Source organism: Streptomyces sp. HmicA12 (assembly GCF_000373565.1).
GTDB lineage: Bacteria > Actinomycetota > Actinomycetes > Streptomycetales > Streptomycetaceae > Streptomyces.
In genome coordinates this window covers 353,701-368,343 of the sequence record NZ_KB891849.1, presented here as the reverse complement: position 1 = coordinate 368,343, position 14,643 = coordinate 353,701, and the positions used below count along the sequence as shown (strand labels likewise).

Here is a 14,643-nt window from a genome sequence, read left to right as displayed (position 1 = left end):
TCCCTACGCGGCGGGGATCTTGACGGGCGGGGTGAACGGGTTCTTCATCGGGCCGAGCGCCGCCAGGTCCACCTCGACGAGCACGGGCCCGTCCGAGGCGACGGCCTCGCCGATCACCGGCGCCGCGTGCTCGGCGGCCGCGATCCGCAGGTACGGCAACCCGCAGGCACGGGCGAGGAGTTCGAAGTCGGGCGTGGCCAGGTCGACGCCGGAGCGACGGTCCCCGTACCGGTCCTGCATGTTGCGCAGCACGCCGTAGCCCCCGTCGTTGAAGACCAGCAGCGTCAGGCGCGGCCGCTCCTGGGCGAGGGTGAGCAGTTCCCCGAGGTGCACGGCGAGCCCGCCGTCCCCGGCGATGACGACGGTCGGCCGGTCGGGGGCGGCGAGCGCGGCGCCGATGCCCATGCCGAGGCCCTGGCCGATGCCGCCGCCGCGCGGGAAGACGTTGGCGCGCGGGTCGTACATCTCCAGGAGCCGGTTGCCCCAGCTGCTGGAGGGGATCGTGACGTCACGGGCGACGACCGCGTCACGGGGGAGCGCGGCACGCAGCGCGTCACAGATCGCGGCCTGCGGGCCGATGTTGTCGTGCAGGGTGGCGCGCACGTCTGCGCGGACCTGTGCGACGCGTGCGGTCCAGTCCGGATCGGCCTGTCGCGCGTGGGGGAGCAGGGTGCCCAGCGTGTCGGCGGCGTCGCCGTGCAGGGTGTGCGCTGCCGGGTAGACGCGACCGAGCGCGGCCTCGTCGATGTCGATCTGCACGTGGGCGGCGGGGAGTTCGAGCCCGTAGTCGGCGGTCTCGTTGGACCGGAAGTGCGTGCCGACCGTGAGCAGCAGGTCGGCGTCCGCGAGCAGGGCGCGCACCGCGGGCGTGGTGGCGAAGTTGCCGATGACCTGCGGGTGGTCCTCGGGCACCGCACCGCGCCCGGAGTTGGAGGTGATCAGGCCCCCACCGGTCGCCTCGACGAGCGCGGCGAGTTCGGAACGAGCCCGGGTGGAGCCGCCGCCGGCCCAGATCAGGGGACGCCGGGCAGCGCTCAACAGCGCCGCCGCACCTGCGAGTTCGGGTGTCGGCGCGATGGTCTGCGGCAGCTCGCTCGCGGTGTCCGTCTGCGCCGCGTACTGCAGGTCGACCGGCCACTCCACGCTGGCCGGACCGCCGGGCGAGGCCAGGGCCGCGCGGGCCGCCTCGCGCAGGATCCGGCCGGCCTCGTCGGCGCAGGGCACCGTGGCCGCGTACGCGGAGACGGCGCTCAACATGCCGAGCTGGTCCTTCGTCTCGTGGATGAACCCCCGCCCACTGCCCAGGAACTCGGCCTCGACCTGGCCGGTGACGTGCAGCACGGACGTGCCCGACGCGAGGGCCTCGATCAGCGACCCGGCCGCGTTGCCCGCGCCCGTTCCGGTCGACGTGAGCGCGCAGCCGATCGAGCCGCGGGCCCGGCCGTAGGCGTCGGCCGCGTTCACGGCGGTCGCCTCGTGCCGCACGGGTACGAAGCGCAGCTCGCGGTCGACGGCCTCGACCAGCGGCAGATTGTGCACGGAGACGATCCCGAAGACCGTGTCGATGCCCAGTTCTTTCAGGACGGCGACGAGGAGCGCGCCCCCATTGTCGTAACGCATGAGAAGCCCCTCGGGTCAGAGAATGCCGCGGCCGACTCCGCCGCAGACGTCGATGCTGGTTCCGGTGATGTACGAGGCGCGCGGCGAGAGCAGCGCGACGATCGCGTACGCGACCTCCTCGGCACGGCCGAGCCGGCCGAGCGCCACGCCCCGGTCGGCGGCCAGCTCCGCCTGCCAGTCGTCGTAGGGGAGACCGCTGTCCGCGGCCGCGTGGCGGCGGGTCCACTGCCCGGTGTCGACGAGACCGAGGCAGACCGAGTTGACCCGGATGCCGTCCGCTGCGAGCTCCGTGGCCAGGGACTTGGAGAGGTTGAGGATGCCCGCGCGGGCGGCGCTCGTGGTGATGAGGCGCGGCTCGGGCTGCTTGGCGAGGACGGCGTTGACGTTGACGACGGACGCCGCGTCGGACGCGCCCAGATGCTTCCGGGCGGCCTGCAGCGGGTTCAGCACACCGGCGAACTTCAGCTCCAGCTCGTCGCGCCAGTCGTCCTCGGTGGTGTCGTCGAGACGCTTCATCCGGGACTGCCCGGCATTGTTGACGAGGCCGTCGAGCCGCCCGCCGAACGCCTCCGCGGAGGCCTCCACGAAGTCCCGTACGGCCGCGGCGTCCCGTACGTCGCAGGTGGCGGTGAACAACCGGTCGTGCTCTCCGATGCGGGCGAGGCGGTCGGCGTCGCGTCCGCAGGTGGCGACGTTCGCGCCCTCGTCGAGCAGGGCGCGGACCGTGGCCAGGCCGACGCCCGAGCTGCCTCCGGTGACCACATAGGTCCGGTCGGCGAGGCCCAGATCCATAACTGATGGCTCCTGTACGTCAGTTCATGGTGAAGCCGCCGTTGACGGCGATCACCTGTCCGGTGAGATAGCGGGACTCCTCGGAGAGGAGGAAGGCGGCGAGTCCGACGAGGTCGTCCGGCGTCTGCGGCCGCGAGATCGCCCGGCCCGCCCGGTACAGGCCGTGCCGCTCGGCGGGCACCGTCTCGGTCGCCTCGCACTCGGTGAGGCCGGGCGCCAGCGCGTTCACGGTGATGCCGTGCTCGCCCAGCTCCCTGGCCATGGCCCGGGTGAGAGCGATGACGGCGCCCTTGGAGGCGATGTAGTGCGCGAGCCGTGGCGAGCCGTAAAGGGCGGCGTCCGAGGCGATGTTGACGATGCGTCCGCTCGTGCCGAACAGCGGGTGCAGCGCCTTGGCGACGAGCCACGGCCCGCGCGCGTTGACCACCATCAGCCGGTCCCAGGCGGCGATGTCGATGTCCTGGAACTCCTTGCCGCCCACGCCGTTGGCGAGCGCCGCGTTGTTGACGAGCCCGTACAGCGGACCCACGTCCCCTACAAACAGGGCGAGTTGCTCCACCGAGTCCGGATCGGCGACGTCGCACCGTACGAACCGCGCGTCGATCCCCTCGCCGCGCAGTTCCTCCGCCGCCCGCGCCCCCCGCTCGGCGTCGACCTCGGCGACGACGACCCGGAACCCGTCCGCGCCGGCCCGGCGGGCCATGGCCAGGCCCAGGCCACGGCCCGCCCCGGTCACGACGACCAGAGGGGCGTCAGTCACGGGTGACGCCGTGCATCGGCGAGTACTCGGGGTACGACGGCACCTGCGGCTTCTGCGTGCCGATGACGACGCAGAACAGGGCGTCGGTGTCGCCCTCGTTCTTCAGGGAGCGGGTCACACCGGCGGGCACCACGATCATGTCGCGGTAGCCGAGGGTGCGGTACTCGACCTCGTCCGGGCCGCGGTGGACGCCCACCCGGACCTCGCCCTCCAGGACGAAGAACGCCTCCTCGACGTCGTGGTGGGTGTGGGCCGGGCCCTCGGCGCCGGGCGGCAGCAGCATGTTGGAGAAGGTGAAGCCGCCGGACGGCAGGATCCGCTTGTCGCCCTCGTGGTTGCCGGTGGCGCCGGAGCCGACGTAGCGGATCTGGCCGCGGCGGTACTGCGGGCCCGCCTTCTCCTGGAAGGAGAGGGTGTCGAAGTCGGCGATGCGCGAGTCCTTCGTCGCGATCAGCGAGTCGGTGTACGCGCCGAGGTCGTCGCCGTTGTCGTATGCGGTGGTGGTCAGAGGCATGGTGATCAGCCCTTTCGTGTACGGGAGTTGGTGGTGATGTGCAGATGGGACAGGACCCAGGCGTTGAACCTCTCGGGCTGTTCCTGGTTGGCCAGGTGACCGGCGTCCTTGACGATCACGTAGGCGGATCTGTGCAGGCCCCCGGCGAGGACCTGGGAGGCCTCGACGCCGGTGACCGTGTCGCGGTCGCCGCACACGACGAGCGCGGGCGCGGCGACGGCGGACAGTTCGGGGCGCAGGTCGGCGCCGGCCATGGCCTCGGCGGCGTACCCGTAGCCGGGCAGCCGGACGGCGTCGGCCATCGTGTCGACCGTCCGCCGGACGAGCTCGGCGGGTGCGCGGTCCGACACCAGACGCGGCCCGCGCTTCTCGGCGAAGGCCCGCGGCCCGAGCGCGGCCAGCTCCTCGGCGCGCGCCCGCATCCCCGCGGCCTTCGCCTCGTCGGTGCCGGAGCCCGCGCTGGAGTCGGCGAGGACCAGCGAGTCGACGAGCTCCGGGTGCCGGGTGGCGAGCCGCACCGCGATCACGCCGCCCCAGGAGACGCCGAGCACATGCGCCGAGCTCCCGTGCGAGCGGATCACGTCGGCGGCCGCGTCCGCGAACCCGTCGAGGTCCAGCGGTCCGTCCGGATCAGCGGACTTGGCGTATCCGGGCGCGTCCCACGCGATGACCCGTACGTGGTCGCGGAGCCCGGCGAGCTGCGGCGCGAACGCGGCCGACGACGACCCGATGCCGTGCAGACAGAGCAGCAGGGGCCCTGCGTCTCCGGCGGTTTCCAGATGGACCGCGGGTTCCGTCCCGGCGGGGGTCACAGGATCTGCCCCGACCGCCCGGCCAGCGCCGCCAGCGAGCGCAGCACGGCGTACGGCACGACCTGGCTGGTCGCCGGGTTGCCAGGGTCGGGCCGGTGCGCGACCTCGAAGCGGTACGCGCCGTGCGGCCCCGACGCCTCGACGACGTGCCGGGTGAGGGTGGCCGCCGGGTCCGCGACGACCCGGACCCGCACAGCGTCCAGGTCGCCGACGGCCAGCGCGACGGACGCCGCGACGTTCGTCGACTTGGGGAACTTCACCGGCACGTCGCGGGCGGTGCCGCTCAGCACCTCCACCGGCCCGGACGCCGCACGCATCCGGTCGAGCAACTCCGCGTCCATCCAGGGCTGTTCGAGGGTGGACGGCAGCTTGGTGGTGGTGAGCCGCACCTCGTCCAGGGGGCCCAGGGCGCGCACGGCCTGCAGCAGGTCGAGCCCGCCGACCGCGCCGCCGGTGAAGTACACCCGGCCGGGCCCCGCGGCGAGGAGGCGCTTGGCCAGTTCGTCGTCGGTCAGCGCCCCGGTCGACGCCACGAGCAGATCGGTGCCGGAGGTGAGGACGCGCTCACCCCATTCCCGTACGACTCCCTGGCCCGCGGCCTCCACGATCAGATCGCAGCGCTCGATCGCCTCCTCGAAGGTGACCTGCGGCGCGGGTGCCGCCTCGCCGAGCGGCCGGTTGTCGACGACGCACGTCAACTCCGCTCCCTGGACGTCCTGTCGGGCGAGGGCCGTGCCGACGACGCGCCCGATGGCGCCCCAGCCGACGAGCCCGATCCTCAACGTGCTCACTTCTGTTCCCCTTCCGGTCGGCCGGCCATGTGACAGCGGATCTCCTTCGACGGCGGACCCGCCGTGCCCCACAGGTCGGACAGCTCCGGCACCCGCCGCCACACCTTGGCGATCCACCGGTCCTCGACGACCTGCGCGACCTCGGACGTGTACTCGCAGACCAGGCCGGTCGGATCGGTGAAGTAGGAGAAGGTGTTGTTGCCGGGGCCGTGCCGACCGGGACCCCACTGCGGCACGATCCCGTGGTGGCGCAGGCGCCCGAGGCCGCGCATGAAGTGGTCGACCGAACTCATCTCGTACGCCACGTGGTTGAGGGAGACCCACTCGGCCTGGTTGAACGCGACGCAGTGGTGGTCGGCGTTGCAGCGCAGGAACGCCATCTGGTGCTCGGACCAGTCGGAGACCCGCAGACCGAGGACGTCGCGGTAGAAGGCGACGGCCGCGTCGATGTCCGGGGTGTTGAGGACGGTGTGGGTGACGCCGACCGGTATCGCGGCGTCCCGGCCGCGCGGGGCGACCGCCCAGGTGTCGGCGGACAGCTCGACGAGCCGGCCCTCGTGGTCGTGGAAGCGCAGGCCGTAGCCGCCGCCGACCTGGTCGAGCGGTCCCGGACCCGCGACGGGGACGATCCCGCGCGCTTCGAGCCTGCGCGCCGCCTCGTCGATCTCCGCCGGGGTGGCGACGGCGAACACGAGCCGGCCGAGGCCGGTGCGCTCGGAGCGGGTCAGCTGCAGGGCGTGGTGTTCGTCGCCGGTGCCGCGCAGCCAGCTCGCGCTGTGCTCGGACTCGACGACCTCCAGGCCCCAGGCGTCCTCGTAGAAGTCGGTGGCCTCCGCGAAGGAGGGCGTGAGCAGCTCGACGGAGCGCAGGGCGCGCAACCGGGCTATCGGGGGGTGGGGCATCTCAAGTACTCCGGGATCGTGGTCAGTTGGCCCAGGGCAGCGGGGTCTCGGAGGTCCCCCAGTACAGGGACTTCTGGCGCTGGTAGGAGCGGATCCCGTCGCGGCCCTTCTCGCGGCCCAGGCCGCTGTCCTTCATGCCGCCGAACGGGGTGGAGATGGAGAACTGCTTGTACGTGTTGATCCACACGGTGCCCGCCTCGATCCGGCGCCCGATCCGCCACGCGGCCCGGTGGTCACGGGTCCAGATCCCGCAGGCCAGGCCGTACTCGGAGGCGTTCGCCCGGGCGACCAGGTCGTCCTCGTCGTCGAACGGCAGCGCCACCAGGACCGGGCCGAAGATCTCCTCCTGGCAGACCCGCGCGGTGTTCGGCAGGCCGTCGAGCACGGTCGGCAGGTAGTACGCGCCGTCGGCGTACTCGGCGCCCTCCGGCACGGCCCCGCCGCAGCGCACCCGCGCGCCCTCGGCCCGCGCGAGATCCACGTACGCGGCGACGGAGTCCCGATGCCGGTGGTGGACGAGCGGCGCCACCTGCGTGGCCGGGTCCGTGCCCGGACCGAGCCGCAACGTCCGCACCCGCTCGACGAGTTCATCGACGAAGTCGTCGTACAGCTCCCGCGCCACGAACAGCCGCGACCCGGCGATGCAGGACTGCCCGCTGGACGAGAACACCCCGAACATCACCCCGGCCAGGGCCTGTTCGACGTCCGCGTCCGCGCGCACGATCGTCGGCGACTTGCCGCCCAGCTCCAGCGAGACGGGCATCAGCTTCTCGGCGGCGGCGTGCGCGAGGGCGCGCCCGGTCGACGTACCGCCCGTGAACGTCACCTTGCCGACCCGCGGATCGCGCACGATGGCGTCACCGACCACGCTGCCGCGCCCCGGCAGCACCGCCAACAGCGCGGTCGGAAGGCCGAGTTCGGTGAGCGCGTCGGTCACGAGGCGGCCGAGCGCGAGCGAGACCAGCGGCGTCCACTCGGCGGGCTTGAGCAGTACCGCGTTGCCGCCCGCCAGGGCCGGGGCGAGCTTCTGTGCGTCGCTGGCGACCGGCGAGTTCCACGGGTTGATCGCGCCGACCACACCGATCGGCTCGTACACGCTCATCGTCAGATACGCGCCGCGCGCCGGGGTGATCGCCTCCTCGGCCGTCTCCAGGGCGGCGGCCGTGTACCGGAAGGTGCCGGCCGCGCTCGCCACCAGGGCCCGCGTCTCGGTGAGCGCCTTGCCGGTGTCGGCGGTCTGCAGGGCGGCCAGTTCCTCGGCCGAGGAGTCGATCAACTGAGCTATGCGGTGCAGGAGTTGGGCCCGCTGATGGGGGAGCAGATCGCGCCAGCGCGGGTCCGCCGCCGCCCGGGCCGCCGCCTCGGCCGCCTCGGCGACCTCCTCGACGGTGACCGCGTGCACGGTGGCGAGGGGCTGCCCGGTGGCGGGGTCGACCGTCACGGACGGAGCGCCCGCGCCGCGCCGCCACTCGCCCGCGATCAGCGCCTCGTCCGGTGGCGTCGGTGGCATACGGGTCTCCTCGCTCAGTGGTTCGTGCCGATCGTTTGCCTCAGCGCTAGAAATCTAAGGGCTTAAATATCTGGCGCGCAAGACCCGAAATCTTGCGAGCGGTCGGTGATTTCCCTGCGGAGGCTCTTGACGTGGCTCTACCGCACGGGAGATATAAGTTAAGCCCTTAGAAACTTTGCGCTTACCTGTCTCGTTCCCGTCTCGCTCCCGCCATCCCCTCTTCGCCGCGGAGTCCCCGTATGACGCTCAACGCCCCAGACAAGCCGCCCGCGCCGCAGGACCATGCCGTCCGGGCCTCGATCGCCGCCCGCTTCGAGCGCCTCCCGCTGAGCCGCTGGCACGTCACCGTCCGGCTCATCGTGGGCGCGGTGACCTTCTTCGAGGCGTTCGACCAGCTTCTGATCGCCTACGCGATGCCCGAACTGCGCGCCGAGTGGCAGCTGTCCACCGCCGCGGCGACGCTGCTGCTCACCGTCGGCTCCGTCGGCATGCTGATCGGCGCCCTGCTGTCCGGACGGCTCGCCGACCGCATCGGCCGCGTCAAGGTCATCGCCCTGTGCGTCGCGGTCTCCAGCGTCGCGAACCTGGCCCTCGCCGCGGCCCCGTCCCAGGAGATGTTCATGGGCCTGCGCTTCGTGCAGGGCCTGGCGATCGGCGGCGAGGTCCCCGTCGCCGCCACCTTCATCGCCGAGATCACCCGCAGCCATCGACGCGGCCGCTTCGTGCTCCTCTACGAACTGGTCTTCCCGGCCGGCCTCACGGTCGGCGCGCTCATCGCCGCCTGGGTCGTGCCGCTCCTCGGCTGGCGGTGGATGTACGCGATCGCCGCGGTGCCCGGGCTGCTCTGCGTCCTCGTACAGAAGAAGGTGCCCGAGTCGCCGCGCTGGCTCGCCGACCACGGGCGGACCGAGGACGCCGCCGCCACCATGACCCGGATCGAGAACGAGGTCGAGCGCGCCACCGGCAAGCCCCTGCCCCCGGTCGGCGAGGCGCTCCCGGTCACCCCGCCCGGCGCGGGCGCCTCGGGCGTGCGCGGACTGTTCACCGGCCGCTACCGGCGGCGCACGCTCGTCATCGGCGCCCTCTGGTTCACCGGCTACTTCGTCAACTACGGCATCACGTCCTGGCTCCCGACGATCTACCAGAACCGCTACGACCTGTCCCTCTCGGACGCCCTGCTGTACTCGACCGTCACGTCCTGCGCGGGCCTGCTCGGCTGCCTCGTCGCGGCGCTCACCGTGGACCGGGCCGGCCGCAGGAAGGTCATCACCGGCTGCCTGGGCGGGGCCGCGGCCGTACTCCTGGTCCTCGCGTGGCTCGGTGCGCACACGCCCGTCCAGGTCCTGATCTGGACGTCGCTGGCCGCCGTCTTCTTCTTCGGCTCCAACATCTGCCTGTACCTGTACACGCCCGAACTCTTCCCGACCCGGATGCGCGCCCTCGGCAGCAGCGTCGGCGGCGCGCTCAACCGGCTCGGCGTCATCCTCGGCCCGATCGTCGTCGGCGCGGTGTACGCGGGCGGCAGCATCGGCACCGTCTTCGTGGTGCTCGGCGCAGTGGCCCTCGTGGGCGCCGTCGTCGCCGGGTTCGGCGCGGAGGAGACGGCGGGACGACGCCTGGAGGAAGTCTCGCCGTGACACCGACCGGCTTACGCACGAGAGGCGCTCACTCCCACAGGGAGCTGGGCGCCTCCGCGCGGACGACGGGCGCGATCTCCTCCGCGAACCGCTGCAGCGTCTCGATCTGCTCGCCCGTGCTCTGCCCGAACGTGTCCACGGTCACCGATTGCAGGTCGTGCCGGTAGACCGCGTGGTACCCGAGGATCTTGTCGATGATCTGCTGCGGTGAACCGATGAGCTGCGGCCCGTCGGCGATGGCGTCCTCGATCGTGCGGAACGGGGTGTTGTAGCCGGCCTTCCCCGCCAGATGCGGCTTGAACGACTGGGCGACCTTCGCCTCGTACAGGTCCTTGTGGCGGGCGACGGCCCGCTCGTGCGTGTCCGCGATCAGCAGGCCGCCCGAACCCGCCGCGACGTGCGCCCGCGCCGGATCGTGTCCGTACGCCTCGAACCGCTCCCGGTAGTGGTCGATGAGCTGCGCGTACGCGGCCCTGGGCTGGATCGCGTTCGCCGTGAACAGCGGATCCCCGTGCCTGGCCGCCAGTTCGGGGGAGTTGAGCGAGGTCGCAGAGCCGTGCCAGATCCGGGGGAGCCCCGCGTACGGGCGCGGCACCGTCGTCACCCCCTTCAGGGCGGGCCTGAACTCGCCCTCCCAGTCCACCCCTTCCTCCGTCCACAGCCGCCGCAGCAGCTCGTACTTCTCCTTCTGCAGGTCCCACTGACGCGCCTCGTCGAGGCCGAACAGGTCGAAGTGGCCCGCCTCGGCCCCCTTGCCGATCACCAACTCGACCCGGCCGCGGGAGAGTTGGTCCAGCGTCGCGTAGTCCTCGGCGACCCGCACCGGGTCGAGGATCGCGACGACGGTGACGCCCGTGAGCAGCTTGATCCGCGTCGTACGTGCCGCGAGCGCTCCGAGCAGCACCGTCGGGCTCGACGACAGGAACGCGCCCGCGTGCCGCTCGCCGACCGCGTACGCGTCGTAGCCGAGCCGCTCCGCGGCCGTGCCGACCTCGACGACCTGCGCCAACCGGTCGGCGGCGGTGGGCAGTTCACCGGTCAGCGGGTGCGGTGCGTGCCCGATGATGGACAGGACCTGGAACTTCACGCCGCCACCTCCGGGGACAGGCCGAGGTGGCCGCGGAGCGTGCTCGTCCCGTACGCCTCCGGGAGCAGTCCGCGCCGCACGAGCAGCGGCACGGCGCGGTCGACGAGCGCGTACACGTCGTCGGGGACCGCGATCGGCCGGATCCGGAAGCCGTCGGCGCCGCCGTCCCGGTGCCACTCCTCCAAACGGTCGGCCAGCCCTTCGGGCGTGCCGGTGAACAGCGCGGCGTCGGACTCGAACTCGCCCAGCGCGGAACGCCGTTCGGCCGCGTCCGCCTCCGTGGGCGCGAGCAGCACATGGAGATCGGCGAGCACCTTCACCGTCCGGCCCTCCTCGGCGGCGAGGGCGTCCACCTCGGCGCGGATCCTGCGCACCCCCTGCACGTCGAACGGCGTGATGAGCACCGCGTCCGCGCGCCGGGCCGCGAACCGGTACGGCACGGTGTCGTGCGCCAGCGAGATCAGCGGCGGCCGCCCCTGCGGCGACGTCCCGGTCGTGTCCCACTCCTCCTCGACCCGCCCGATGAACTCGGCCGCCCTGTCGAAGAGTTCGGCGACCAGCGCGTCGCCCTCCGGCGTGCCGATGGCCCGCACGATCCGCTCGTGGTCCACGTCGTCCGCGGCGATCCGCGGCCGCACCCCGGCCCGCCCGCCGCTGAGCAGGTCGAGCGTCGCGAACCGGGCGGCGTACCCGGCGGGCTGCCCGAGGACGGGCCCGAGCGGGACGAGCCCGATCCTGCTCGTCTCGCGGGCGGCGAGCCCCAGAAGGAGCGTGGAGTCGAGGCGTCCCGGGCCGTCCTCGACGGTCACGAAGTCGACGCGGGCCGCCTCGGCACGACGTACGAGACGGACGAACGCGTCGGGATCGGTGGGGGAGCCGCCGGGTTCACCGGCGAGCGCGAGGCCGAGGAGAAACGGAGAGGCAGACATGGCTCAAGCCTCACTCCCGGACATTGCGCGCGTATGTACGCGGCATGGCAGCCCGTCCGGACACGGCGGAGGGGCGGCTCCCCCCCGTGGGAGCCGCCCCTCAAGTCACCGACGCGCAGGGCTACTTCTTGCCGAGCAGGTCCTCCACCTTGCCGCGCACGTCGTCCGTCGCGAGACCGCGGATCGTCAGCGTCGTACGGCGGCGCAGCACGTCGTCCGCCGTCTCGGCCCACTCGTGGTCACGGGCGTACACGACCTGCGCCCAGATCTCCGGGGCGTCCGGGTGGACACGCTCGGCGAGCTCCGGGCTCTCGTTCGCGAGGCGCGCGATGTCGAAGGCCAGCGAACCGTAGTGCGTCGACAGGTGCTTGGCCGTGTCGGCGGCCATCCGCGGGCCGGGCGCCGGGTTGTCGACCAGGAGGCGGTGCGCGACGGCCCGCGGGTTGGCGACACCGGGCAGCGGCATCCGCTTCGGCAGGTCGCTGATCTTCTCGAAGTCGTCACCGAGCGGGTGCCCGGGCAGCGACTCCAGCTTCTTCATCACCGTACGGCCGATGTGCCGGAACGTCGTCCACTTGCCGCCCGCGACGGACAGCATGCCGCCGGCGCCCTCGGTGACCACGGTCTCCCGCTTGGCCTTCGACGTGTCGCCGGGCCCACCGGGCAGCACCCGCAGCCCCGCGAACGAGTACGTGATCAGATCCCGCTTCAGCTGCTGGTCGCGTACGGAGAAGGCGGCCTCGTCCAGGATCTGGTCGATGTCCTTCTCGGTGACCGAGACGTCCGCCGGGTCGCCCTCGAACTCCTCGTCGGTCGTGCCGAGCAGCAGCATGTCCTCCCACGGGAGGGCGAAGGTGATGCGGTACTTGTCGATCGGCGTCGCCAGCGCGGCCTTCCACGGGGAGGTCCGCTTGAGGACCAGGTGCGCGCCCTTGGAGAGGCGGATGGAGGGGGCCGCGTTCGGGTCCTCCATCTTGCGCAGGTGGTCGACCCACGGACCCGTCGCGTTGAGCACGAGGCGCGCGCTCACGCCGAACTCGTCACCGCTCGTGCGGTCCTTGAGCTCCGCGCCCGTGACCCGGCCGCGGGTGAAGCGCAGGCCGGTGACCTCGGCGTGGTTGAGCACGACGGCCCCGGCGTCGACCGCGGCACGCACGGTCATCAGCGCCATGCGCGCGTCGTTCATCTGGTCGTCGCCGTACACGGCGACGGCCTTCAGGTTCTCCGTCCGCAGCTCGGGCACGTCCTGCTGCGCCTTGCCGGGGGAGAGCAGGTGACCGACGCCGTCGCCGAACGCCGACAGCGCGCTGTACGCGAACACGCCCGCGCCCAGCTTCGCCGCGCCGTGCGGACCGCCCTTGTACACGGGCAGGTAGAAGGTGAGCGGGTTGGCGAGGTGCGGGGCCACGTTCCGGGACACCGCACGCCGCTCGAAGTGGTTCTCCGCGACCAGCTTCACCGCGCCGGTCTGCAGGTAGCGCAAGCCCCCGTGGAGCAGCTTCGAGGACGCGGAGGACGTGGCGCCGGCGAAGTCACCGGCGTCGACCAGGGCCACCCTGAGACCGGACTGCGCCGCGTGCCAGGCCGTGGAGATGCCCAGGATGCCGCCGCCGATGACCAGGAGGTCGTACGTCGCCTTGGAAAGCTGCTCGCGGGTCTCGGCGCGGCTCGGGTTGGAGCCGGCGGCCGGGTGCGTTCCGAGGGCAGGCACGGTCTGCAGGGTGGACTGGGTACTCATGGTGGGGTCTTACTCCTCGTCTTCGAGCCAGCCCATCGACCGCTCGACGGCCTTGAGCCAGTTCTTGTACTCACGGGCGCGGGTGTCCGCGTCCATGCGGGGGGTCCACTCGGCGGCCCGGCGCCAGTTGGCACGCAGTTCGTCGGTGCTGGACCAGAAGCCGACGGCGAGACCGGCGGCGTAGGCGGCGCCGAGGCAGGTCGTCTCGGCCACCATCGGGCGCACCACCGGGGCGTCCAGGAAGTCCGAGAGGGTCTGCATCAGCAGGTTGTTGGAGGTCATGCCGCCGTCGACCTTGAGGGCGGTCAGCTCGACGCCGGAGTCCTTGGTCATGGCGTCGCTGATCTCGCGGGTCTGCCAGGCGGTCGCCTCCAGGACGGCGCGCGCGATGTGCGCCTTGGTGACGTAGCGGGTCAGGCCCGTGATCACGCCACGGGCGTCGGGGCGCCAGTACGGGGCGAACAGACCGGAGAAGGCGGGCACGAAGTACGCGCCGCCGTTGTCCTCGACGCTGGAGGCCAGCGTCTCGATCTCGGCGGCCGACTTGATCAGGCCCATCTGGTCACGCATCCACTGCACCAGCGAACCGGTGACGGCGATGGATCCTTCCAGGGCGTAGACCGGCTTCTGGTCGCCGATCCGGTAGCCGACCGTGGTCAGCAGGCCCGAGTAGGAGTTGATGGCCTTGTCACCGGTGTTGATCAGCATGAAAGTGCCGGTGCCGTACGTGGACTTGGCCTCGCCCTCGGAGAAGCAGGTCTGGCCGAACAGGGCCGCCTGCTGGTCACCGAGCGCCGAGGCGACCGGGACGCCGCCCAGGATGTCGCCGAGGCTGCCGCCGGTGACCTCGCCGTAGATCTCGGCGGAGGAGCGGATCTCGGGCAGCATCGACATCGGCACGCCGATGGAGGAGCAGATCTTGTCGTCCCACTCCAGCTCGTGCAGGTTCATCAGCATGGTGCGAGAGGCGTTGGTGACGTCGGTGTAGTGCTTGCCGCCGTCGACACCGCCCGTCAGGTTCCAGATGACCCAGGTGTCCATGGTGCCGAAGAGGATGTCGCCGGCCTCGGCGCGCTCGCGCAGCCCCTCGACGTTGTCGAGCAGCCAGCGGGCCTTGGGCCCGGCGAAGTACGACGCGAGCGGCAGACCGGTCTCGCGGCGGAAGCGGTCCTGCCCGACGTTGCGGCCGAGCTCCTTGCAGAGCGCGTCGGTGCGGGTGTCCTGCCAGACGATGGCGTTGTGGACGGGCTCACCGGTGTTCTTGTCCCAGAGGAGCGTCGTCTCGCGCTGGTTGGTGATGCCGATGGCCTTGATGTCGTCGCGCGTGATGCCGGCCTTGGTGATGGCTCCGGCGACGACCTCCTGGACGTTGGTCCAGATCTCGTTCGCGTCGTGCTCGACCCAGCCCGGCTTCGGGAAGATCTGCTCGTGCTCCTTCTGGTCGACCGAGACGATCCGGCCGTCCTTGTCGAAGACGATGCAGCGGCTGGACGTGGTGCCCTGGTCGATGGCCGCGATGAAGGGGCCTGCGGTGTGTGCGTCGGTCACGAT

General features: G+C 72.0%; 13 protein-coding genes. 1 reads left to right on the top strand and 12 read right to left on the bottom strand.

Annotated elements, in window-relative coordinates; genetic code table 11:
- Positions 1–3: 3 nt before the first annotated feature.
- From B072_RS0137175 to B072_RS0137140, 8 genes are read right to left on the bottom strand one after another with little or no spacing between them, the layout of a single operon-like run.
- Positions 4–1,620 (bottom strand): thiamine pyrophosphate-binding protein, encoded by a 1,617-nt coding sequence (locus B072_RS0137175; RefSeq protein ID WP_018535065.1) that lies wholly within the window; start codon positions 1,618–1,620, stop codon positions 4–6.
- A 15-nt stretch (positions 1,621–1,635) separates the two neighbouring features.
- Entirely contained in the window at positions 1,636–2,412 is a 777-nt protein-coding gene (locus tag B072_RS0137170) for an SDR family oxidoreductase (RefSeq protein ID WP_018535064.1), read from the bottom strand.
- Positions 2,413–2,431: 19 nt separating this feature from the next.
- On the bottom strand, positions 2,432–3,172 hold the full coding sequence (locus tag B072_RS0137165; RefSeq protein WP_018535063.1) for an SDR family oxidoreductase: 741 nt from the start codon (positions 3,170–3,172) through the stop codon (positions 2,432–2,434).
- Positions 3,165–3,686, bottom strand: coding sequence for a cupin domain-containing protein (locus tag B072_RS0137160; RefSeq protein WP_018535062.1), 522 nt, complete (start codon positions 3,684–3,686; stop codon positions 3,165–3,167). Before B072_RS0137160 ends, B072_RS0137165 begins: the two co-directional genes overlap by 8 nt.
- 5 nt (positions 3,687–3,691) lie before the next feature.
- A complete protein-coding gene (locus B072_RS0137155) occupies positions 3,692–4,498 on the bottom strand; it encodes an alpha/beta fold hydrolase (protein ID WP_018535061.1) in 807 nt (268 codons plus the stop codon).
- Positions 4,495–5,289 carry an aspartate dehydrogenase domain-containing protein gene (locus B072_RS0137150; protein ID WP_018535060.1) on the bottom strand — a complete coding sequence of 265 codons (795 nt, stop codon included), beginning with the start codon at positions 5,287–5,289 and terminating at the stop codon, positions 4,495–4,497. Before B072_RS0137150 ends, B072_RS0137155 begins: the two co-directional genes overlap by 4 nt.
- Complete coding sequence (locus B072_RS0137145) at positions 5,286–6,191, bottom strand: VOC family protein (protein WP_026246692.1); 906 nt, start codon at positions 6,189–6,191, stop codon at positions 5,286–5,288. The genes B072_RS0137150 and B072_RS0137145 overlap by 4 nt, the downstream gene beginning before the upstream one ends.
- Before the next feature lie 22 nt (positions 6,192–6,213).
- Positions 6,214–7,701 carry an aldehyde dehydrogenase family protein gene (locus tag B072_RS0137140; RefSeq protein WP_018535058.1) on the bottom strand — a complete coding sequence of 496 codons (1,488 nt, stop codon included), beginning with the start codon at positions 7,699–7,701 and terminating at the stop codon, positions 6,214–6,216.
- Between the two features lie 239 nt (positions 7,702–7,940).
- Between B072_RS0137140 and B072_RS0137135 the strand changes: the two genes are divergently transcribed.
- A complete protein-coding gene (locus tag B072_RS0137135; RefSeq protein WP_018535057.1) occupies positions 7,941–9,338 on the top strand; it encodes an MFS transporter in 1,398 nt (465 codons plus the stop codon).
- Positions 9,339–9,366: 28 nt separating this feature from the next.
- Here B072_RS0137135 and B072_RS0137130 read toward each other — a convergent pair whose 3' ends face one another.
- From B072_RS0137130 to glpK, 4 genes are all read right to left on the bottom strand, one after another.
- Positions 9,367–10,425, bottom strand: coding sequence for an LLM class flavin-dependent oxidoreductase (locus B072_RS0137130; RefSeq protein WP_018535056.1), 1,059 nt, complete (start codon positions 10,423–10,425; stop codon positions 9,367–9,369).
- Entirely contained in the window at positions 10,422–11,354 is a 933-nt protein-coding gene (locus tag B072_RS0137125; RefSeq protein WP_018535055.1) for an LLM class flavin-dependent oxidoreductase, read from the bottom strand. The genes B072_RS0137130 and B072_RS0137125 overlap by 4 nt, the downstream gene beginning before the upstream one ends.
- 121 nt (positions 11,355–11,475) lie before the next feature.
- On the bottom strand, positions 11,476–13,092 hold the full coding sequence (locus B072_RS0137120) for a glycerol-3-phosphate dehydrogenase/oxidase (protein ID WP_018535054.1): 1,617 nt from the start codon (positions 13,090–13,092) through the stop codon (positions 11,476–11,478).
- A gap of 9 nt (positions 13,093–13,101) precedes the next feature.
- Positions 13,102–14,640 carry a glycerol kinase GlpK gene (glpK, locus tag B072_RS0137115; protein ID WP_018535053.1) on the bottom strand — a complete coding sequence of 513 codons (1,539 nt, stop codon included), beginning with the start codon at positions 14,638–14,640 and terminating at the stop codon, positions 13,102–13,104.
- Positions 14,641–14,643 lie beyond the last annotated feature (3 nt).